Origin of the sequence: Pseudomonas sp. MH9.2 (genome assembly GCF_034353875.1) — a bacterium.
GTDB lineage: Bacteria > Pseudomonadota > Gammaproteobacteria > Pseudomonadales > Pseudomonadaceae > Aquipseudomonas.
On record NZ_CP133784.1, the window covers coordinates 4,091,851 to 4,114,163 of the forward strand.

The following is a 22,313-nucleotide window of genomic DNA, read 5'->3' on the forward strand; positions in this document are numbered from 1 at the left end:
GGCCAATATGCCAACGAATGCAAACAGCAAAAAAATAAATCGAAGCAGTGCCATAGCGATGACCTCATAACGAGCCCGCCATAAGCTGTCGGTTGGCAACTCACGGCGGGTTGTGTGGGGGAGTGTGAGTCAGTAGACGTGGGTGTTAGCGGCGAGCGACTCTAGTTTTTGTGTCAGTGACGGCTTGGCTGGTTTGTTGTGCGATGGATCCGGAATGGTCATGGGATCGGTTTCGATCAGAGGGAAGAACTCCTCGACGATAGCGTTGGTGTCGTCCTCGCTGTCTTCAAAGGCGCCATTGCTCAAGCCTTGTTGTGCCGCTCGGTCCAGTGCGGATTGATCGAACCCTGCGTTACGGCGGGCCTCATCGGTGTGTTTGGTCTCGTTTAACGCTTCCTCCAGCGAAAGACCGCTCCTGACCGTAATGTCGACATAGAAAATCGGCGCACCATGGCTTTGCCGAGTGGATTTGCCACGCAGACGCAACTCCAGTGGCATACAGGCGAGGCGGTCGCCCGAAATGGCTTGCAGGTAGTGCAGGCGTGCCGCCAGCGTACGAATGCTGTTGAAGCCGGTGGTGCGGAAAACGAAGCTGCCTAACGGGTCATCGTCTCCGATCACTACGTTCAATCGTCCGTATGGCTTGCAGGCATTGCCCTTCGCTAGGGAACAAGCGTCTGGCGAAGGGCAGGGCAGGGACTTGATGCCGTCCTCGCACTGGCGTTTACAAGTTTCGCCATTGCCTACGCACAGCGGTCGTCCAGTGTTGCGGTCGAACAGGCTGTACTCTGCGCGGAAGTTCAGATCGGGCTCATTGAACAGCACGCGAATAGGAATGTTGCGGATCTTGCCGTTTTGGGATTTACGAATCTCATCGTCGAGCGGGTGTAGCAACCAGCCGTCCCGGCTCTGTACCTGTGACGTAATGGTGAACTGATCATCTTTCTCCGGCAGGCGCTTGCCGTTTTTCTCGACGACTTTGCCAATGGAAATTCGGCCAAGTATCGGTGGGGTGATCGCTAAGCCTTTGAGCATGGTGGTTCTCCAGAGATAAAAATAAAAAAGGCCACCGGGGCAGTTGAGGCTGCCAGGGTGGCTGGATAGGGCGCATGTGTTTTCAGGCAATCAGGAAACGGCGACTCCCCGTTTTGTTGGTCGAGTAGCGCACTTGCAAATAGGGCTTCTCTTTCAGCAGGCGCGGTACATCCAGTGCCAGGCTGTCCTTAGCTTTCTTCCAGGTTATGCCGCCCGTTTCGAAAGCAGCATGGCTGGCGTCACCTATGGCCTGTTGCAGAGTTTGTTTAAGTTGGGCTTCCACCGTCTCCTGTTCGGCAATCGATTGCCGAACAGCTTTCAGTTCGGTGAATGCGTCAGAAAGGCGTCGATCATTTGTAAAGTCCACAGACTGACCATTGTCAGTTGGATACAAACAACGCAAAGCCAGATCTGACGATACCGAGCCATCAGCCGGTGGCGGTGTGTCGCTGACGACGTAATCCCAAAACAGGCGTTCCAGGTCGATAAGGCGAGCAATCAGGGAATCGTCACGCTCAACGCGATGGATCTCTAAATGCTGGCCGCCCAGTAAAACGGCAACGTCTGCCGCCTGTTTGCCCGTCACGGCTAACTGGTGCATGACTTGAAGTTGGACATACTCGGGCACGCCCTCTTTCCAGAGACGGGCGCCGTTTATGCCAGCAGTTTTGCATTCGAGGATTTGTACATCGTCTGCGCCAATCACCTCACGGTCGATGTTGGCCAGCATCCAGGACAGCTGTGGATCTGGGTGCTGAAGCACTGCGTTGATGCGCCGCACTCGGTGACCACTGCGCTTGGTGTAATGCGATGCGACAATCGGTTCCAGGACGTTGCCCCAATAGGCTGGGCTCTCTTCATCCTGCGGGTCTAGCTTGGGCAGTGAGGTATCACGCCCGGTTTTCTCCAACCACAACTCCAACTGGGATTTGTAAGGGTTAAGGCCTACGGCAGCGGCGGCATCCGAACTGCCGATGCCACGTTTACGTACTGCCAGCCAGTCCTCACGCGGCAGTTGTTTGGTGCCTACAAGGCGTAAAGCTGGACGGGGTTTTGCGCAGGGGTATTGCAGCGTTTGCGTTCCCATGACGTTTTCCTATGCGGCATAAAAAAACGCCCGGCCAGCAGAGGCTGACTAGGCGCTTTATTAGCAGGTGAGTAGGTGAGTAGGTGAGTAGATCGGTGTGACTAAGCGGCAAGTTGCAGTGCTGCATTGAGTGCGCGTTGTTTGATCACAGCACCTTGGCCGAACCAAGCTGAGTCCATTCGGTATTCAGTACTTCGGGCACGCCGCTCGTGATCAACATATTCCGTGACAGCGTTGAGCAAGCCCCAAGCTGTTCCTTGAGCTGACTCCAGTGTCGATCCGCGACCCTGGCCTTCATATAGGCTCTGTACTTTGCGCAGTGCCCGCTCGTTGGGCAGCACCTCCGGAAGCGGGCTGTTCGGATTAGAGTCACAGAGCACGCTCATGAAGAAGCCCATCGCCTCATGCCACTGGACTTTACGCTCGGCCAGATGGCGCATCCGATACATGAACTCGTCCCATTGCGAGACGGCGATCCCCAGTTGTTTCTTCACCGCCTGTGGATCGAAGCGGGTGTTGTGCGGCACCTTGATCGCGCGGGTCGTGCCATCCAGGGCGATGGTTAGAGTGTTGTTGCAAACTACGCGCACGGTGGTCGGTGTTGCCGTGGTGGCCAGTGTGCCGTCGCATGATGTGGCCAGCAGTAGATAGCCGTTTACCTGATCGTTCCCTTTGAGTGCAGTCGCCTGACCGGTCTTGGCTAAGGCCCAAAATTTTCGCCCGCCTTTCAACACACCAGCGGTTTCTAGCTCGTAGCCTGAGACTTCGGTGAGATCCCGGTAAAACTCCAGTACTTCACGCGGCTGCACGACATGGTAGCGCTGGGATACAACCGAAAGGGCTGCCTTGGTATCCGAACGGTAGAGTACTTTCTGCTCGGGGAAGGAGTGAATGCTCCCGAGGTTGCCGATGGTGTCCGCTTTGAAGTGAACCGGGCTTTCCTGGATCTTCCAGTCCATACCGGCTTCGCGCTGCCAGATTTCCAGTGGTTGTTGAGGAGAAAGGCGACTGCCCAGACCATGCCAGGGGGTAGCGCCAACATATGCCATTTGTTCGATTTGATGAGCCATGATTGCGATTCCTTAGGGTGCAAGCCGGCATAAATGCCGCGCGCCGCGCAGCACTGTCCGGACCTGATAGATGAAAAGAGAGAAGGGGGTAAGGTTAAGCAGACAGATTGAAGCGATGCCCGCAGATCAGGCAGAGATTGTGGGCGAGGACATGGCGGTCAAGTTTGTTGCCGAGTTTAGCACCCAATGCACAGCCTCCAGCTCCACCTACAAGACTCCCTAGGATGGCGCCGGAAACGGCCCCGAGAGTGATACCGAGCGGGCCTGCAATAGCGCCGACGGTGGCACCTGCCTGTGACCGCCTGCAAGTGCTGCACTGACGCCGCGTGCTGCACCGTCAACCGTACCGATGGCAGCCGCAATTTTCATTGCCTGGTGGAGAGAGGCGATTTTGGGTGAGTTACAGCGAGGGCACTGCAATGACATGGTTTGAATCTCCATGGTGGTGATGTCATGGCAGTGATGTAGGGCTGTAATTTTTTTGAGTTGAATTGAGCGCCTACTGGCCCATGAAACAGCTGCAATCGACCAGCGGATACGAGCACTGACCGTGCCCCTGAAAACGTATCCCTTGCCAAGTGTCCAACTAGCCGCAAGGATACGACATGACTAAGCCTAAATCAGACCGTGACGATCCCGGCTGAAAAATCAGAAACAGTTTTCAAATGCTCAGCGTTGATAGGGGTCGTTGCCGTGGTCATATTGTTCCTCGGCGTTTCGATATTCATCTTCTTCAGCCCCTATGGTAAACACTACTGGACCTGATCATTTACAAGCGTCAAATTCAGAAGGAATAGCTCCAGCGGCAACTACTGCTAAAGTTCGGTTTTCGCAGCCCCCAGCTTTTCAATCGGCCAATCCCTTATCGATACGCAAAGCTTGGATCTCCCTCTTGGTAGTTCCTGTTAAATCCAGCAGCGACTCTGTCAAACCTTGATGTTGCAGGTGGGCGAGTACGAAGCGGACGTATTCGTGACAGGATGTTTGGAACAAATATTCAACAACAAAAACTAGGCGGCCATGCATCTTTCAAATCTAAAATTATGGAATTTCAGGACCTTCGGCAGCACCGGGGCATTTGCCTTGGATGTTCCTCATCTCGATCTGGCCTTTAATTCCGACCTGAACGTCCTCATCGGAGAGAACGATTCCGGAAAGTCAGCGATCATCGATGCGATCCGCCTCGTGCTGAAGACGCACAGCTATGACTGGATGCGGATCGACGAAGACGATTTCCATTTTGGGCAGAACCGTCTGCGTGTCGAACTCGTACTTTCTGGTATCAAGCCGGAAGAAGGGAAAAACTTCACCGAGTTCCTGTCCTGGAGACCGGTTGGGGACGATGTCGAGCCGTTTCTTCGACTTATTCTCGATGTAAAAAGGACACCCTCCAACGGTCAGGTCCGACCCTATGAAGTGCGCGCTGGCGCAGACACGGACGGGAAGCACCTCAGTCCCGAGGCTCGTGAATATTTGAAGGTGACCTACCTAAAGCCGCTCCGCGACGCGGAGGAGGAGCTCGTCGCGCGGAAGAACTCCCGTTTGTCCCAGATCCTTCTCGGGCATGAGGCTTTCAAGAACAAGGGATCAAACCACGTCCTGATGGGGCTGCTGTCCGATTTTAACGGTTCGATCGAGGGTTACTTCGATGGTAAGGACAACGTTGGGGGAAGTATCGCCGACCAGCTAGGAAAGGATCTGAAGGACAAGATCGACACTTACATCGGCGAACTGTACGAGCAAGGGAAGAAAACAGGTCTGGCCGTGACCGAGCGAAGGCAAATCAAAAACCTGCTGGAAAAACTGGAACTATCAATTCAAGGAGAAACCAGACCCGGTCTCGGTACTCTCAATCGCCTCTTCATGGCATCTGAGTTGTTACATCTTAACAAGGTCAACTGGACCGGGATGCGGCTAGGGCTGATCGAGGAGCTGGAAGCCCACCTCCATCCTCAAGCGCAGATGCAGGCAATTGAGACGTTCCAGAAGCAGAAGGACGTCCAGCTCATACTCACGACACATAGCCCCAACATAGGTTCAAAACTCGAACTCCGGAACCTTATCATCTGCGGCGGAGGTAACGCATTTCCGATGAGTGCGGATCATACAGAGCTAGCGCCCGACGACTATGTATTCCTCCAACGATTCCTAGACGTAACCAAGGCAAACCTGTTCTTTTCGAAGGGGGTCATACTGGTCGAGGGTTGGTCAGAAGAACTGCTGATGCATGAGCTTGCGATGCTTGTTGGCTATGACCTGACGGCAAGGGGTGTAGCGGTCGTCAACGTAAACAACTTAGCTTTCATCCGCTACGCGAATATATTCAAGCGCAAGGTTGAACCCCATTTCTCCAAGCCGGTGGCCATCGTCACGGACGTGGACATCCCGCTTGACGAGGAGGACGGTCCGGCTCCAGGCGACAAGGTGAAGCTCTTGAAGGCCTTGGCAGACAAGGCAGAAAAATACGACGGCCAATGCGTGAAGTCCTTCATTGCCCCCCAATGGACACTAGAATACTGCTTGTCGAAATCCTCAGCGTTCAAGGATAAGTTCGCAGAGATAGCGAAGGCTGTGCACAGCAAGACCGACTGGACGGATTTTGACGCGACACTGGCGAATAAGCTGAAATGCCGCAGCCTCGCTAAGACCGAGATATCTGCACGCCTGGCCCAGGCCATTGCCAACGGGGAAATCGAGAAGTCGAAAGTGACTAATGACTCGCACGTCGGCTACCTAGTCAAAGCCATCGAGTATGCCTGTGGAAATTAGTGTTTCCGATGACGATATCGCCTACGCAGAGCGGGTCCTCCTACCAGCGGGAGAGTCGTTTGACGCGGAGCGGAGCCGCTTTATCAGAAACATGGCCACGCTCGACCTGCAAGCTGTGCCTGGTAGCGGAAAAACTACGGCACTTCTTGCCAAACTCCTGATCCTGGACCGTTACCTGCCATTCGAAGACGGCTCCGGCATTCTGGTTATCTCGCACACGAATGCGGCAATTGACGAGATAAAGGGCAAGATAGGCTCGCATTGCGTGAACCTTTTTCACTATCCAAACTTCGTCGGAACGATACAGGCTTTCGTTGATGAATTCTTGGCCGTGCCCTTCTACACCAACAAGTATGGAAAGGCACCGACACGTATTGACGACGACATCTACAATCAGAAGTTCGCACTTCCTCCATTCGGCTTCAAGGGCTTCGCCCTGCAGGAGAACAAGAACTCGCTTAGGTTCCTGATGGCCAATACCAAGAAAATTAGATGGTCCTTCTCCGACGGAAAGGTGCTGTTGACTGACGGGTACTGTGGGAAGGAAATCGACTTCAAGAAGCCTCGCGGCAACACCAAGCCCCAAAACTATGCGGACTGGAGCGACGCAGAGAAAGACCGTATCCGGCAGTGGGTAGGCTCGTTCAAGCTGTCAATTATTAAATCAGGGTGCCTGTGCTACGACGACGCGTATTTCCTGGCGCGTATGTCGCTCGTGAGGAACGCGCCTGTCAAACTGCTCCTCCAGAAACGCTTCGCCCATGTGTTTGTGGATGAGATGCAGGATATGGAACGACATCAGTACGAGCTTCTAGAAGATATTTTCTACGACGCAGGGGCAAGCAGTGCTACATACCAGAGGATCGGAGACAGAAATCAGTCCATATTCGACGGCAGGAACAGCGCCGCAAACGAGTATTTGGCAGACCGTGCGATGCTCCTCGAACTCAACGGCAGCTACCGCCTGAGCCCAGTCCTTGCGGGTGTCGTCAACGTATTCGCGATCAACCCCATCCGTATCGAGGGAAGACGAAAGAACCCTGATGGTTCTGACGTTTCGATTAACCCCCGTCTCATTGTCTACTCCGATTCCACAAAGGGCCTGGTGATCGATCGGTTTGCGTCGATCATAAGGGACCTGACTGATAGCGGTGCGATCCCTACGAATCCCAGCAACCGATACAAGGCAGTAGCGTGGGCAACCAAGGAAGAGAGCGGTAAGGTACGCCTTCCCGACTATTTCCCGTCTTACTCTAAGGTCGAGCTGCAAAGACGGACCGACCACACTGACCTGTCTAGCCACCTCGTTGCTGCTAGGGGCGACGACTGCTCGCTGGCGTCGGTTGAGATGGCTATCGTCAACGCGCTATTGCGGATACTGAGGTTGGAAAAGGCTGAGGATCTCGCGGGAAAACACTTTGTCAAGCGGACCATGCATGAGTTCCTTGGGGACACAAATCCAGATTACTGGTGCGAGTACCAATCAAAGGTTTACGAATGGTGTCTGGAAGTCGCGCGCGGTAACACTATGGCTGTTCTAAAAGACGTTAGAAGCCACTTGCCGACCTTCCTTTCTATATTCGGCCGCCAAATTTGCAATAGCCGGGATTTCGTCCACGATCACGCAAATGCCGCGAGTGGCTCATCGTCAGCCACGCAGAAGCTGGCGCGCAATGTTTTGGTTTGTGAAGGCATTCGCGTAGAAGTCGCGACCGTGCACCGAGTCAAGGGGGAGACGCACACTGCCACTCTATATATGGAAACCTTCTACGAAAGAGGCGGAGGCGGGAACTACGAGTCGGAGCGCCTCGCGGTTCAATTTAAGGGGCAGCCGATAGATACCAAGGTCCACGACCTCGTACGACAATCGGCAAAGATGATATACGTCGGATTCTCACGTCCGACCCACTTGCTCTGTTTCGCACTACATGAGAGTCGTTTCGCAAAAATCGAGGCAGGCATTAATAATAGCGTCTGGGAGGTACTGCGGCTCTAGCTGTGCTCGCCGCACTATCCGCTTTCAATCCGAAACAGGCTGCTCGCAGCAGCTTCATCCAGGACGGCTCCCGTTGCAACCCGGTCTCTCAAGTACGGCGATCAATGTCCATTAAGGGGCATTAATTGTTGGTCGCGCGATCAGCACATCGAGATAACTTTCAGGCCTCTGCCCCCCTGAATGGCTGAGACGGACAAGCTGCCGGTAGCAGCATGTTGAACGTGGTCGCTCCACCAGGTCATCATTGGGCGCCTGCGTTCTATGTAATCCGCTCGGTTGTAAGCGCTGCGCACCTCGTCCTTATCCACGTGAGCAAGTGCAACCTCAATCAATTCGGGGTCCCACCCCTGTTCGTTCAGGATAGTACTGGCCATGGAACGCATACCGTGGCTCACCAATCGCCCTTCAAAACCCATGCGTTTCAAAGCCATATTGGCAGTCTGGCTGTTGCAGTGAGTTCGTGTGTCTCTGTCTGCAGGGAACACGTACGCTACCAGTAGCTGCTTGCTGAACGTGGTTGATCAATGAAACACTCGCTCAAAAACGCTTGGTCGAATCGGGGCGATTAACAAACTGCACCTCTATGCGCCGATTGTGTTCATCCGCTGGGTCAAGATCCGGTAGCGGTTGAGAATCCCCGTAACCGGCTACGATGACTCGCTTGGCTTGTCCCGGATCGAGGATTTCGATGATCAACTTGCGTGCCTCTCTCGCCCGCGCAGCAGACAGTGTGAAGTTGTCGTCGTAGACCGTGCAGAACTTGACGAAGTCGATCACCGGCCGTGATACCTGAATATTGTCGGTGTGCCCCTCCACCAGTATCTGGGCTTCGCTGGAACTACCAAAGAACGTAGCGATACGGGGACTGACGAGCCGCAGTTCGCGCTTGGCCTCGTCGGTCAAACAAGCACTGCCCCGGGCGAACATCTTGTCGCCCAGGGTCATTTTGTTGCCTGCCAGATCGAACGAAACCAGTCCGGTGTCGTCCTGGGCATCCAGGGCGGCCTTCATCTCCTGGAGTAGGCTAGTGACTTTTTCCTGCTCAGTCACGCCCACCTGGTTTTGCTCTTCTTGGCGCTTGAGCTCGGCAAACTGGTTCTGCAATACGGACATCACTAGTAACAACATCACCACGGCCATCACGCCAGCCATCAGGTCAGAGATGGATACCCATTCGCTTGGTTTCTCTTTCATGACGGCGCTCAGGCTTTGACGGCTTTACGAGCCGTGACTGATTTGTTGATGCTGTTGGCAACGCCAGTCAGTTGATCCACTGAGTGCAACAGCGGTAAGAGATCGACTGGTGGGCGCGTGACAACGTTAGCCAGAGCGTCGAGCGACTCAGGGATCCTGATCAGCATTTCTGAGACTTTGCCGTAGCGCTGATCAAGGGAGACCATGCGCTGCCCACTTTCAGACACGGCTTTAAGGCCACGGATAATGTCCTTGGACAATTTCTCCACGACGCCCTGGATCGCCAGGATGTTCTCATTCAGGTTTTCACTGACCATTTCGAACTCTAAAGTGGTCTTTTTCTGGGCGGTGGCGGTCTCCTTCATGTTGGTGGCGACCTCGTCCATAGCACTGCTTACCGTGCTGGACATGGTGTCGATAGCGTCGGAAATATTCCCAGTTGCCTCTCCCAGGCTAGTTGTCATGTTGACCAGGTTGGTGCCGAAGTCTTGGTTCATTTTCTTGATATTGGAGCCTAGATCTGTCTTGACGGCTTCCATTACCTCGCCAAGTTTTGTGGTTGCGCTTTCCAGTTGTGCGCCCATGTCGTTCAAGTTGTCGCTGAAGTCCTTGTTCATAGTGGCCAAGGTGCTGTTCAAATCAGCTTTGACGCCGTTCATGACTTCCGTCATCTGGCCGTTCAATGCACTCACTACTACTTGAAGTTCAGCGGCGGACTGCCCTACCTTGATGGCCGCGTCGCCCATCGTCTCGCCTGCGGTTTGCAGGGCTTGCAGGTTGTCGCGGCTGCTGTCGGTGAATTCGGTCAGCGCCTGTTCGGTACGTTTACCCGAGGTGGCTATCTCACTTAGAACGTCTTTCGCCTCGCGATTGATCTGCAGACTATCGGAGTGGCTTTGCAACAACGCACCAATCCCCCCAGTTACGCCGGCGATGCTGGTATCGAGCCCCGCGAAGCCTGTTTGCAGATGCTGATTACTGCTGTCGGCAAAGGCGCTCATCGCCTGTTCAGTGCGCTGAGTGGTGTTGGCGATTTCGCGGACAATAGCCTGCCCCTCGCGGGCAATCTGATGGCCGTCGCCATCACTCTGTAGGAGTGCACCAATGCCTTCCGTCACACCCGCAACACTGCTATTCAGGCCGTTGAAACCCGCCTGCAGTTGGTCGCGATTGCTGCTGGCGTACTCTCCCAGTATTTGCTCAGTGCGCTGAGTGGTGTTGGCGATTTCGCGGACAATAGCCTGCCCCTCGCGGGCAATCTGATGGCCGTCGCCATCACTCTGTAGGAGTGCACCAATGCCTTCCGTCACACCCGCAACACTGCTATTCAGGCCGTTGAAACCCGCCTGCAGTTGGTCGCGATTGCTGCTGGCGTACTCTCCCAGTATTTGCTCAGTGCGCTGAGTGGTGTTGGCGATTTCGCGGACAATAGCCTGCCCCTCGCGGGCAATTTGCTGACTATCGGTCTCGCTTTGCAGCAAGGCGCTGATGCCGTGCGCTACACCACTGATGTTGGTGTTCAGGCTGTCGAAGCCAGATTGGAGAATTTGCCGTTGTTCGGCGTTAGTACCCTGACGACTTTCCGCCTGCTCCCGCCACAGCACCTTCATGGTGTCTGCCTGTTTGCCGACCACACCGGCCATGTACTTGGCAGCGCTGGTGATGCAGTTATGGAGGAAAGCATCGTGAGCGATGCGGGCGGCTTCTCGCTGTTGCTCAGAGGTTGCCATTTCTTTCTTGACCTCTGTAATGCACCAGGTTAGACGGCGGCTCTCATAACCAAGGAGCAGGTCCCACACCTTCAACAGAATGAAGGCCATGATGCCCCAGGTGGAGGTTTTGAACTTGGTGCCCAGCCCCTGCATCATGGCGGTCATGTCCTGCATGGCGCCGCCCATGGCGCCCACGGAAGCATTGCCACTTTTCTGCAGAATGGTCGATGCATGATCCAGGGCCATTCCCAAGCCAAGGAAGGTTCCCAGCAAGCCGACCACCAAGAGCATCCCCGGCATGATGCCCGCGATTTTCTCGGCAGTGGTCGAGACCGCTTCACTCAGGTCGTGGATCGAACCATGATCCGCTTGCAGTCCCGACGAGCCCAATTTGCCCCCCAGCCACTTTTTTTTCCAATTGGTTTTGTTAGCCCGTAGAGCCACCATCAGACAAGTCAGGAAGGTCACGCCCGTGATGAAAAGGAAAAACCCCATCTGTAGTGGTTCGAGTCGAGGCAGCAAAAAGCTCACTAATTCGCTATTCACAGGCTCACCTCAACTTCTTGGAAAGCCGCCTCGGTTCGCGCAAGGCAGTCATTTTCAAAAATGTTGCCGAAGTCGACCAGCAGTGCTTGCTCGTCCTCGGTCAGCGATGCCCATTTCAAGTCCTGTTTAGCGCAGCGCGCGATCAGCGAGCCGACTTCTTCGCTACGATCGGCAAGGTATTCCTGGTCATCGGCAATCAACTGCTGCTCATCTTTTTCCAGCAGTTGGAGAAAGCCTTCTGACGCGTAGACGTAGTAGCGTTTTTCTCGAATGCTGACATCAAGGCTCTCAAGTCGCTTGCTGTCTCGACTCAAATTGCGCTCCAGGTCGTTGAGCACTACTTGTTCTTCCGCGCTCAGTGCTTCGGTGCGGCTGGCCATGGATATGCGCTTGGCCAGCACCTTGTCACGGGCCAGCTCTTGGTTGAGCTTTTTCCACAGCACCTCAAGCCTGCGCAGATCCGCGCCCCATGCCAAGGTCATTTCCTCGAAGACGAATGGCACGACTGGCTTGCCGAAATGTAGGGTGGTGAGTTCGTTGAGGGTTTGAGTTTGTTCGAGGGTCAATGTCGGTTTCTCGTCTAGCAGGCTAGTAGAGATATCCATCAACGCGACCATGTCCCCATCAACATCGGTTAGCTTCTCGATTGACGTCATGCGTCTCTCGTAGAACTTCAGCAATTTTTGCGCAGCACGGATACGCAGGTAGTGGTTGAAGTCAGCGAATTGTTCACTGCTCACCACGCGCTGGATCTTGGCCTTGGTCAGCAAGTATGAGTTTATGAGCTCAGCGATTTTCAGCGCACCGCGTTCCTCTGATGGCACCTGATGGGCGCCTTCCTTGAATGTCTGGGCGCGCGCTTCAGCTTCTTTGATTTCGATGTCGTTAAGCACCTTCTCCCTAAGATCCTTGGCGGATTTGATGACCCAATCGATGGCCTGCTTCAGCTTGGCCATCAACGGGTGGCTCTCAATGTTCTCGAGAAAACCCAAGACCTTTTCCAGACCCAGCGCCATGGTCTTGACGATGGGCCATGGAGCGAGGCCGGCCAGAGTAGTCAAGGCAACTCGTGCATGGGCGAGATAAGGCTTTACCGATTGCCAGATGTTCTTCACATCGCCCACAAAGGTTTCTGCCTTGTCGGCTAGCCAATTGACGGTGGCGACGGCTTTCTCCTTTACCGTTTCGTAAATGGAGGACGCTGTTGATTTGACCCAATTCCATAGACCCATGATTCGCTCCTCAGCTGACGCCCAATAACGTACGTGCTGCTTCCAATGTTGGTGTGTTGGTTTTGCCGCTGTGTGTCTGCATCCGCATCTGCGCCATGGCAGTGGCGACTTGTTCGATGGCGTCCTGCAAATGAGCCTGCGCCAACGCAGGCTGCCCGGGTACTCGCACTGCCTTTGCCAACGCCAGGCGCATGCAGGTACGCATCTCGCGCCCTGACAACCCTGCCGACAGTAGCGTTGCCGAGTTCAGTAGCGTCTCCCGATCTTCAGCCAGCGGGATACCCGGCACCAGCAGCTTTGCCCAAATAGCTTGACGCTCCGGCTCGCCCGGCAGCTCGAAGCCAACGTGTTGAGATATACGGCTAACGAACGCAGCGTCGTAGTTCTTGGCAAAGTTAGTCGCAAAGATGACCACGCCTTCATGTCGCTCTAGCTCGATCAGTAAGGTCGAACGCATGGCGTTTACTTCGTTATCAATGCCCTGAGTGACAGAGGACAAACGCTTGCCTAGCAAGGTGTCTGCTTCATCGAAAAACAACACCGCGCCTTCGGCTTGTGCACTGCGGAACACGGCCGCAATGTTCTTGGAGGTGTCGCCCATGAACTTGCTTTCCAGGTCGGCAATACTCACCAGCATGATCTTCTTGCCCAGACTGCCGGCAAAAGCCTCCGCAGTGAGGGTTTTCCCTGTGCCAGGAGGGCCATAGAAATTAAGGATCGTGCCTTTGCCGGCCGGGTCCGCGGCCGCGAAGCCCCATTCGATATAGATCGTCCTGTAGTGCTCGATCTTGGCGACGGCCTCAGCTAGTTGCTGCTTCAGATCGTCCGACATCACAACGTCGCGCTCTAGGGTGAAGCGAGGTTCGACACAGCGAAATTCCGTTTTGGCCATGGCAGGCGCTGGCGCCGGCTCTGGGTCTAAACCTTCAAGAAAGCTAGGGCGTATTTTGTTGCGCAGGTAATCATTCGATGCCATAGGTTTGAGCCTTTGATCGATCAGGAATACTGGTTGTGGGGTGTGGTTTCAGGTACTGACTGAGTGTTGCGCAAGCGGCCGACATCTTGCGTCGCGAGTAGTGATGCGCAGGATTTAAAGAGCCGGGAAGGGGCTTGGCTAGGGGCAAGAGACACGTCCGTGTATGAGAGGCTGGGTTGCAACCTCATAATTAGCTGACTTGTTGGCTTCTATCGGCGCTAGGTGGGTAAGCTTTAGCGGGGATTGCTTAGGTGTGGAGATCACGCGGGGATAGATGGGGCGCCACAGCCAAAGCTATGGGGGCCACACCCATCGCCTAACGTCGCCACCTAAGACAAGTGCCTGAAGCATCCTCAATGCTCAATGCCTCCGGGGTACCGATTCAAGATGACCGTCAGGCCAGTACATCTATCTCCAACTGCCACATCTACCGATTGCTGTCATTGAGACAGGATTCTTAATGTTGGATTTCAGCGTACTGATACTATTCTCAGGCCTCTGGCTCCTTGAATAGCTGACACCGATAAGTTGCCGGTAGCGGCCTGCTGAATGTGCTCACTCCACCAAGCCATCATCGGCCTTCTTCTCTCAATGTAATCCGCTCGGTTGTAAGCGCTGCGCACCTCGTCCTTATCCACGTGAGCAAGTGCAACCTCAATCAATTCGGGGTCCCACCCCTGTTCGTTCAGGATAGTACTGGCCATGGAGCGCATGCCGTGGCTCACCAATCGACCTTCAAAGCCCATACGTTTCAGGGCCATGTTTGCTGTCTGGCTGTTGCAATGATCCCGTGGGTCTCTGTCTGCCGGGAACACGTACTCTCTATGGCCGCTGTAGGGCTTGATCGTCTCTAGCAGAGCAAGTGCGTGTTCGGTCAGCGGTATGACGTGAGCACGTCGCTTCTTCATACGCTCCGCCGGGATCGTCCAGGTTTTCTTGTCGAGGTCGATGTCGGCCCAGGAAGTCGTCGCGGCTTCCGCAGGGCGGGTCATGGTGTGAAGTTGCCATTCGATCAGGCAGCGTGTCGTTCTTTTTATGCTCGCATTGGCAATGGCGACCATCAGTTCCGGCAGTTCTTCAGGGCGGAGGGCTGCCATGTTCTGCTTTTTCGGCTTCTTGAAAACGGCCCGAATGCCGCTGAGCGGATTGGCAAAGATCATTCCCGAGTTCACACCGTAGGTCATGATCTCGTTGAGTCGTTGGGTCAGTCGCTTCACTGTCTCCAGGCTACCTTTGGTTTCCAAAGGGCGCAGCAGTTCGATGACCATCGGGGCATTGATCTGCGAGATAGGTGTTGTTCCCAGCGATGGAAAGACATGCAGCGTGAGCGAGCGCCAGATGTCCTCGGCATAAGCCTGAGTGACCGAATCCTTTTTCAGTTCAAACCAGGCAGACGCCACGTTCTCGAATGTGTGCTCGGTTGCCTGTCTTTTTGTCTGCTCCAGCTCGCTACGTTGTTCTTTCGGGTCGATGCCCTGAGCGAGAAGCTCTCTGGCTTCGACAGTTTTCTTCCTGGCTTGAGCGAGCGAGAGTTCTGGGTAGGTGCCGAGGCCCATATTGATGCGGTTTTTGGTAATCGGCTGCCGGTAGTTGAAGTTCCATAGCGTAGAGCCATTGACCCTCACGCGCAGCTGTAAGCCGTCGCCATCGCTGAGGACGTAGTCCTTGTCTTTCGGCTTTACCGCTTTGAGCTGGCGGTCAGAGAGGCGGGTGGCTTGGGCGCACATGAGGTGTTCCATGACATCAATTGGTATTCCAAAAATTACCACTGAAGGGCTTGGAATACCATCTGGAATACCCGATGACGTGGATTGTGTCGGACGCCCATGGACGCTAATAGACGCTAAAGCCTTGATTTTTCTGGATTTCAGGCACAAAAAAAGACGTCCGTGGACGTCTTTAGATGTAAAAGTGGTGGAGCCGGGGGGATTTGAACCCCCGTCCGCCAGTACTCCGCTTTCGGGACTACATGCTTAGCCGTGTCTATTAAGTTAACCCTCAGCGGCCCGACGGGCAGGGTGCATTGGGCGAGCTGTGTAATTTTTAGCCGATTCGTCCACAACATACTGCACGGCGATTCTGTTCTATATGACAATCACTTCGGGTTTACAGACATCCCCTAGTGATTGCTGGCGCCGAAGCGACCAGGAGGGAAGGGCTAAGGCTGCTTACGCAGCGAGAGCGTATTCCCCGTAGGTTTCGTCATTGGCAACTATAAGAAGTTGCAACAGTGGATTTACGAGTTCTGTTACCAACTCGGCATGCCCCTAGAGTTTCGCGACCGGCGTCGAATCCTAATCGGCCCCAATTACAACTGCTCTAGCAGTCAAGCGGTGAGTCTACCTCAATGCAGGGAGGACGTCGACTTTCTGTCAGGCGATGGGGTGAAACAGGCCAGCCCCAGGGCTGGCCTTGGCAATGCTTTTACCTGTCCTCACCCTTGTCAGCCTCTTCCAACGCCTTTTCGGTCAGCTCGATGCATTTTTTATTGTCGCCAGCCGCTTTTGCGGCCATGGCTTCCTTTTGCGCCTCCTTGAGGCTCATCAGGGTGTCGTCGCCCATGTCGGTCGCGCCGGTGGTCAGGTCATCTTTGATCTGCTGCAGATTGGCGTCGCACAGATCATCAGCGGCAAATGCCGGGGAAGCCAACAGGGCGGCGGTGAGGAACAATCCAGTGAGTGCAGTGCGCTTCATGTGTGTCTCCTTAGCCTGTGGACTCGGGATGGACGGTCTATGAGGCCGATGGCCCGAGCGCTGTGGTAAGCCCGGTTCACTTCTGGAGAGGGCTTGAATAGATTGACTCTGGCGTAACGCCGGGGTTCTATTTTTTCTTGAGTTGTCTGTGAAAAAGCCATTCTTGCGACGTCTGGCGTCCTGACGGGGCGTGTGGGCCCCGTCAGGGAGGTTTTACGCCGACTTGGCTTGAGTCACTCGATCCACCAGATAAACCAGTCCGTGGTAATCGATACCGCCGTGTTGCGACAGGCCGATTTCACAGGTCCGGCTGGTGGAAATACCTTCGTTGCAGTACTGCACCGCATCTTTCAGGGTGCGCAATGAATGCGCATTCAGTTCCGGCGTAGTGAAGCCCTTGTCACCGGCAAAACCGCAGCAGTGGATGCCTTCGGGTATCACCACATTCTGGCTGCACAGGCGCGCCAGTTCGATCAAGGCCTGGCTCTCGCCCAAGTGTTGGGTGCTGCAGGTGACATGCACCGCGATGGCTTCCTGCTGGGGGGTGAAGTGCAGCTTGTCCAACAGGTGAGTGCGGATGAAACGCACCGGGTCGTACAGGTCCAGGCGCGTGTCTTTCAGGTCCTGAACCAGGCGCAGGGTGCATGGGCTGGTGTCGCAATAGATCGGGTCGAGACCGCCGCGACTGGCCTTGATCAAGGCCGCGAGCAGTTCCTGGCGTTTGTCCTCGGCTTGATCGTTGTAGCCTTTTGAGGCAAAGGGTTGCCCGCAGCACAGGCTGTCCTGATTGTCGGGGAAGACCACCTGATACCCGGCCTTCTCCAGCAGCCCGCGGGTTTTGTCCAGCAGCGACATCTGTTCGCGGTCGCTCGCAGCGGGGCCCATGACGCGTGATACACACGCTGCCAGGTACACCACGCGCGGGCGCTGATCATCGATCGGTGGGCTGAAACGAATGGCCCGCTCCGGCTGCGGCATGGCGGCGGTCCACTGCGGCACGCGACCTGACGACGCCTTGCTCAGCGCTGCGGAGATTTTTGCCAGGCGTGGCGCGCCCAAGAGCATCCGCGCACCGTTGGCCACGTGCAGCGTGAAGCGCGCACCTTGCAGCGCGGTCTTGAAATTATGGGCCAGCCAGTCCGCAGTTTTGCCATGGGTTGCTTCGCGGCTGCGCAGCTTTTTCACCAACTCGCCGGTATTGATCCCGACCGGGCAACGTTGCGCACACAGCCCTGTCGCGGCACAGGTGTCGATGCCTTGATAGTGGTAGTCGCGCTCCAGATCAGTGGTGTCGATGCCCGCGCGTTTTTTCGCCTGGATATCGCGCCAGATCACGATGCGTTGTCGTGGGCTCAGCGTCAGCCCTTTGGACGGACAGACCGGCTCGCAAAACCCGCACTCTATGCATTTGTCGACGATCTCGTCGGCGGCGGGCAGTGGCTTGAGGTGTTTCAAATGGATCTGCGGATCGGTGCTGAGCACCACGTCCGGGTTAAGGATGCCGTTGGGATCAAGCAGCCGTTTGAGCTGCCACATCAGTTGGTAGGCATCGCTGCCCCATTCCAGCTCGACAAAGGGCGCCATATTGCGTCCGGTGCCGTGTTCTGCTTTCAATGAACCGCCGAACTCTACGGCCACCAGTTGCGTGACGTCGTCCATGAACGCTTGATAACGGGCGACTTGTGAAGGGCTGTCGAACCCCTGAGTGAACACAAAGTGCAGGTTGCCTTCCAGCGCGTGGCCGAACAGGATCGCTTCGTCGTAGTGATGTTTGTCGAACAGCGCGATCAGTCGACGCACGCCAATCGCCAGTTGTTCGACCGGGAATGTAACGTCCTCGATGATCACCGTGGTACCGGTTTTACGCACGGCGCCAACGGCGGGGAAGGTGTCTTTGCGAATCGCCCAGAGACGGGCGTTTTCCACGGGGTCTTCGGTAAAGTCGACCTGCTTCTCCACCGGGAATGAGGCCAGCGAGGCCATGATCTGCGCGAGCTGCTCATGCAGCAATGCCTGGGAGGCGGCGCGGGATTCGATCAGCAGGGCGCAGGCGTTTTCCGATAATTCGCGGACGAAGGCAGGCATGCCTGGTTTGTCCTGCACCGACCGCATGCTGCGCCGGTCCAGCAGTTCGACTGCGGCCACCGGTTGGCTTTTCAAAACGGTGACGGCGGTGCAGCAGGTTTCCACATCGGGGAACACGATCAGCGCCGATGCTTTGTACGGGTGGTCGATGACGGTGTCGTATGTGACCGCGCTGATAAAACCGAGGGTGCCTTCGGAGCCGACCAGCAAGTGGCTGAGGATATCCAGTGGCTCATCGAAATCCACCAGTGCATTGAGTGACAGGCCGGTGGTGTTTTTCAGGCGGTATTTGTGGCGAATCTTTGCGGCCAGCGTGCTGTTGGCACGTGTCTCGCGGCCGAGTCGGGCCAGTTGTTCCAGCAGGTCGGCGTGGCTGTCGCGAAACGCGGCGACGCTGGCGGAATCTTCGGTGTCCAGGCGGGTGCCGTCAGCCAATACCAGTCGAATCCCGGCGAGGGTGTGATAGGTGTTCTGCGCGGTGCCACAGCACATGCCGCTGGAATTGTTGGCGACGATGCCACCGATTTTGCAGGCGTTGATCGATGCCGGGTCCGGACCGATTTTGCGCCCGAACGGTGCCAGCCAGGCATTCGCCTGAGCACCAATGACCCCCGGTTGCAGGCGGATCTGCGTGCCCTGACCGCGAATCTCTCTGCCGTTCCAATTGTCGCCGAGTACGATCAGCACTGAATCGCTGATGGCCTGGCCGGACAAGCTGGTGCCCGCAGCCCGAAACGTCACCGGCACGCTTTCAGCTTGAGCCAGCTTGAGCAGCGCGACCACTTCGTCTTCGGATTCGACGCGGATCACCAGTTTCGGGATCAGCCGGTAGAAGCTTGCATCAGTGCCGAAGGCCAGGGTTGAAAGCGGGTCGTCGAAGCGTCTGTTCTTGGGGATCAGGCGCTCGGCTTCGCGCAGGAATACAGCGGGCAGGCTCATGCATCCTCCAGAATCAGTACCACCAGATCTTTCGGGCCGTGGGCGCCGTAAGCCAGGATCTGTTCAATGTCAGCGGTTTTTGATGGGCCGGACACCAGCAGTGCGTTGGTCGGCATGCCGGCTGCCCAGTTCTGCTTTTGCTGAACCTGATAAAAGTTGTCGTAGATGTCGCTGGCCTTGAGCAGGGCGAAGTGCACGGGCGGCACCAGACTCATCAGGCGCGGTTCTTCGCGGGTAGGCCATAGAATCAGGCTGCCGGTGGCAGCAATGGCACCCAGGGTGGTGGTAAAACTGGCAGGGGTGTCGTCGAACAGTTCGGTTTTCCACGCCTCTACCGGGCGGTCATAGGCCTTGAGCGGCGGTAACTCAGGGTGCACGGTCCAATGTTCGCTGACGCGTCGACCGTGGGGCGTGCTCGGGGCGATCAACAGGCTCGGCAATTGGCGGTCATGCACCAATTGTCCGAGCAGCTCCGGCCAGCCCTGTTCGGTGCTGAGATGGATTTCGGTGTGCACGGCTTCCATCAGTTTGCGCAACTGCGCGAGCCGTTGTTCGGGCGCGTAACTCCACGGGGTGGTCACCAGCTCTTCGTCAAAGTTGTCGGCAATCGGCGTGGCGCCGGTCAGGCTGTGGCGCAGTTTGTTGAGGATATTTTGTTTGGCGCTCATCGCTTGGCTCCCGGTTGCTTCTCTATCGACTGATTCTCTGTCGACTGCTTGGCCAAATGTTCACGGGCCAGCTCATGCAGCGAGCGTGCTGCCGGTTTCGGTGCGCTGTGATTCTGCGTCCACGGGCCGATGCTGCTTGGGGTCAAATTGCGCAGGCGGGTCGCGAACAAGCCGAACACGCGGTACAGCGCCGGCGAGCTGTTGAGCCGCGACCAGGCATTCCAGATAAAGCGTTCTGTGCGTGAGTATTTACTGCCCTGGCCGCGCATGACTTTATTCGGCGCGTCCGGCGATTTGACGTTTTCTTCGCGCAGGCGACGCAACAGGGCCGGGATCGGAATCTTCACCGGGCAGACTTCGCCACAGGCGCCGCACAACGACGACGCGCTGGGGTGGTCCGGGACTTTGTTCAGGCCGACCATGTGCGGGGTGATGATTTTACCGATAGGGCCTGGGTACACCTCGCCATAGGCATGGCCGCCAATGCGGGTATAGACCGGGCAGTGGTTCATGCAGGCGCCGCAGCGGATGCAGTTCAGGGTCTGACGCAGTTCACTGTCGGCGAACGCCTGGCTGCGACCGTTATCGAGCAGCACCAGGTGCACTTCTTGCGGGCCATCCAGTTCATCGGCCTTGCGTGGGCCGGAGATCATGTTGACGTACGTGGTGATGGGGATGCCCAGCGCCGAGCGGGTCAACAGCGACAGCAGTGGGACGGTGTCACGCAGGTTCTCGACGACCTTTTCGATGCCGGTCACGGCGATATGCACCGGCGGAACCGTGGTGCACATGCGGCCGTTGCCTTCGTTTTCGACCAGCAACAGGGTGCCGGTTTCAGCCACGGCGAAGTTGACACCGGAGACGCCGATGTCGGCTTCGAAGAATTTTTGGCGCAGCACTTTGCGACCGATCTGGATCAGTTTGTCGACGTCTTTGGTGTAGTCCACGCCCAGTTTTTCGTGGAACAAGGTGCCCACCTGGACGGCGTTTTTGTGAATCGCCGGCATGATGATGTGCGACGGTTTCTCGTGGTCGAGCTGGACGATGTATTCGCCCATGTCCGATTCCAGGCATTCAACGCTACGGGCGGCGAGGAAATCATTCATTTCCATTTCTTCGCTGACCATCGACTTGCCCTTGATCACTTGCCGGGCTTCATGAGCCTCCACGATCGAGAGGACAATGTCATTGGCTTCTTCTACCGTTTCCGCCCAATGCACCTTCACGCCATTACGGGTCAGGTTTCGTTCCAACTGCTCAAGCAAATCGGGCAGCTTGGACAGGGCGCGCGCCCGAATCGCATTGCCCAGGGTGCGCAGACGTTCACGTTCGTCAGCATCGCTGAACGCGGCCGCGCGCTTGGTCATCAGCGAGTCCATGGCGGTACGGAAGTTGTTGCGCAGTTGGCTGTCGCCCAAGGCTTTATGGGCCCGGGCGCGGAAGTCTTCGTGTACCTCAACGGTGGGGATCAGTGTTTGCGTGCTCATTGTCCACCTCCGGTGCGTTGCCACAGGAAACTGGCCACGTGTTGGCCGCGCAGCGATTCCCGTTGTTTCTCCAGCGAGCCGTTGATGTTCATCAAGCAGCCGCAGTCGGCGGTCACTACCTGATGCGCGCCCGACTCTTTTAACGCGCGTGTCTTGTCCGCGACCATGGCCCCGGAAATATCCGGCATGCGCACGCTGAACGTCCCGCCAAAACCACAGCATTCACTTTCGTGGCTGTGGTCTACCCGCTCGACGTTGCTCATTTGCGACAACAGTTCCCGGACGTGCAAGTGCGTGTTCATTTCCCGGCGTGCCGAGCAGGACGTATGCAGCGCCACCTTGATCGGTGCGCCACTGTCCTGGAGCTTCACTTTGCACACGAACAGCAGAAACTCCGCCAGTTCATAGGTGCGGGCGGCCAGAGCATGGACCTGCTTCAAGGTTTCCGGCTCGTCCTTGAACAAGTCCGGGTAGTGCTCGCGCAGCATCCCGGCGCATGAGCCGGAAGGTACGACCACCGGGTAATCACCCGAGAACAATGCCAGTTGCGCCCGCGCGACTTCACGCGCCTGATCGGTGTAACCGGAGGTGTAAGCAGGTTGCCCGCAGCAGCTTTGCCCCTGGGGGAATTCGACCCGAATGCCTTCGCGTTCGAGCAGGTGAATCGCGTCCATGCCGGCTTCCGGGTAAAACAGGTCGACCACGCAGGTACCGAACAGGTAGACCCGCTCAGGTTTTACGTCAGGGTAGTGCCGTGGTTCGGCCTGTGGCGGTGCGACGCGGGTCGCATTAGGTACGGCGTTGTAATAGAGCTCGCTCATCA

General features: G+C 56.2%; 15 protein-coding genes, 1 other RNA gene and 2 pseudogenes. 2 read left to right on the top strand and 16 right to left on the bottom strand.

What is annotated here, in order from left to right; translation table 11 throughout:
- Positions 1–129: 129 nt before the first annotated feature.
- From RHM55_RS18835 to RHM55_RS18850, 4 genes and pseudogenes are all read right to left on the bottom strand, one after another.
- Complete coding sequence (locus RHM55_RS18835) at positions 130–1,035, bottom strand: hydrolase or metal-binding protein (RefSeq protein WP_322177786.1); 906 nt, start codon at positions 1,033–1,035, stop codon at positions 130–132.
- Between the two features lie 82 nt (positions 1,036–1,117).
- A complete protein-coding gene (locus RHM55_RS18840) occupies positions 1,118–2,122 on the bottom strand; it encodes a lambda-exonuclease family protein (protein ID WP_322177787.1) in 1,005 nt (334 codons plus the stop codon).
- A gap of 101 nt (positions 2,123–2,223) precedes the next feature.
- Positions 2,224–3,192 carry a DUF932 domain-containing protein gene (locus tag RHM55_RS18845; protein WP_322177788.1) on the bottom strand — a complete coding sequence of 323 codons (969 nt, stop codon included), beginning with the start codon at positions 3,190–3,192 and terminating at the stop codon, positions 2,224–2,226.
- 94 nt (positions 3,193–3,286) lie between these two features.
- Positions 3,287–3,618 (bottom strand): annotated as a pseudogene (locus tag RHM55_RS18850) (hypothetical protein).
- A 594-nt stretch (positions 3,619–4,212) separates the two neighbouring features.
- Between RHM55_RS18850 and RHM55_RS18855 the strand changes: the two are divergent.
- On the top strand, positions 4,213–5,961 hold the full coding sequence (locus RHM55_RS18855; RefSeq protein WP_322177789.1) for an ATP-dependent nuclease: 1,749 nt from the start codon (positions 4,213–4,215) through the stop codon (positions 5,959–5,961).
- Complete coding sequence (locus tag RHM55_RS18860) at positions 5,951–7,957, top strand: UvrD-helicase domain-containing protein (RefSeq protein ID WP_322177790.1); 2,007 nt, start codon at positions 5,951–5,953, stop codon at positions 7,955–7,957. The genes RHM55_RS18855 and RHM55_RS18860 overlap by 11 nt, the downstream gene beginning before the upstream one ends.
- 140 nt (positions 7,958–8,097) lie before the next feature.
- Here the strand turns inward: RHM55_RS18860 and RHM55_RS18865 are convergent.
- The 12 genes and pseudogenes from RHM55_RS18865 to RHM55_RS18920 all read right to left on the bottom strand — a co-directional run.
- A pseudogene (locus RHM55_RS18865) lies at positions 8,098–8,445 on the bottom strand (tyrosine-type recombinase/integrase); the annotation flags it as partial.
- Between the two features lie 49 nt (positions 8,446–8,494).
- The gene (locus RHM55_RS18870) at positions 8,495–9,151 is read right to left on the bottom strand and encodes an OmpA/MotB family protein (protein WP_322177791.1); all 657 of its coding nucleotides are present in this window, start codon (positions 9,149–9,151) and stop codon (positions 8,495–8,497) included.
- Positions 9,152–9,159: 8 nt separating this feature from the next.
- Positions 9,160–11,409 carry a hypothetical protein gene (locus RHM55_RS18875; protein ID WP_322177792.1) on the bottom strand — a complete coding sequence of 750 codons (2,250 nt, stop codon included), beginning with the start codon at positions 11,407–11,409 and terminating at the stop codon, positions 9,160–9,162.
- Positions 11,406–12,641: a hypothetical protein gene (locus tag RHM55_RS18880; RefSeq protein ID WP_322177793.1), complete on the bottom strand. Its 1,236-nt coding sequence runs from the start codon at positions 12,639–12,641 to the stop codon at positions 11,406–11,408. Before RHM55_RS18880 ends, RHM55_RS18875 begins: the two co-directional genes overlap by 4 nt.
- Positions 12,642–12,651: 10 nt before the next feature.
- Positions 12,652–13,617, bottom strand: coding sequence for an ATP-binding protein (locus tag RHM55_RS18885; RefSeq protein ID WP_322177794.1), 966 nt, complete (start codon positions 13,615–13,617; stop codon positions 12,652–12,654).
- 470 nt (positions 13,618–14,087) lie between these two features.
- Positions 14,088–15,344 (bottom strand): integrase domain-containing protein, encoded by a 1,257-nt coding sequence (locus RHM55_RS18890; protein ID WP_322177795.1) that lies wholly within the window; start codon positions 15,342–15,344, stop codon positions 14,088–14,090.
- A gap of 185 nt (positions 15,345–15,529) precedes the next feature.
- Positions 15,530–15,923, bottom strand: a transfer-messenger RNA (tmRNA) gene (gene ssrA, locus RHM55_RS18895).
- 118 nt (positions 15,924–16,041) lie between these two features.
- Positions 16,042–16,311, bottom strand: coding sequence for a hypothetical protein (locus tag RHM55_RS18900; protein WP_322177796.1), 270 nt, complete (start codon positions 16,309–16,311; stop codon positions 16,042–16,044).
- A gap of 213 nt (positions 16,312–16,524) precedes the next feature.
- Complete coding sequence (locus tag RHM55_RS18905) at positions 16,525–19,335, bottom strand: FAD-binding and (Fe-S)-binding domain-containing protein (RefSeq protein ID WP_322177797.1); 2,811 nt, start codon at positions 19,333–19,335, stop codon at positions 16,525–16,527.
- A complete protein-coding gene (locus RHM55_RS18910; protein ID WP_322177798.1) occupies positions 19,332–20,003 on the bottom strand; it encodes a LutC/YkgG family protein in 672 nt (223 codons plus the stop codon). Before RHM55_RS18910 ends, RHM55_RS18905 begins: the two co-directional genes overlap by 4 nt.
- Positions 20,000–21,490: a LutB/LldF family L-lactate oxidation iron-sulfur protein gene (locus tag RHM55_RS18915; protein WP_322177799.1), complete on the bottom strand. Its 1,491-nt coding sequence runs from the start codon at positions 21,488–21,490 to the stop codon at positions 20,000–20,002. The genes RHM55_RS18910 and RHM55_RS18915 overlap by 4 nt, the downstream gene beginning before the upstream one ends.
- On the bottom strand, positions 21,487–22,311 hold the full coding sequence (locus tag RHM55_RS18920) for a (Fe-S)-binding protein (protein WP_219063853.1): 825 nt from the start codon (positions 22,309–22,311) through the stop codon (positions 21,487–21,489). The genes RHM55_RS18915 and RHM55_RS18920 overlap by 4 nt, the downstream gene beginning before the upstream one ends.
- Positions 22,312–22,313: the final 2 nt, after the last annotated feature.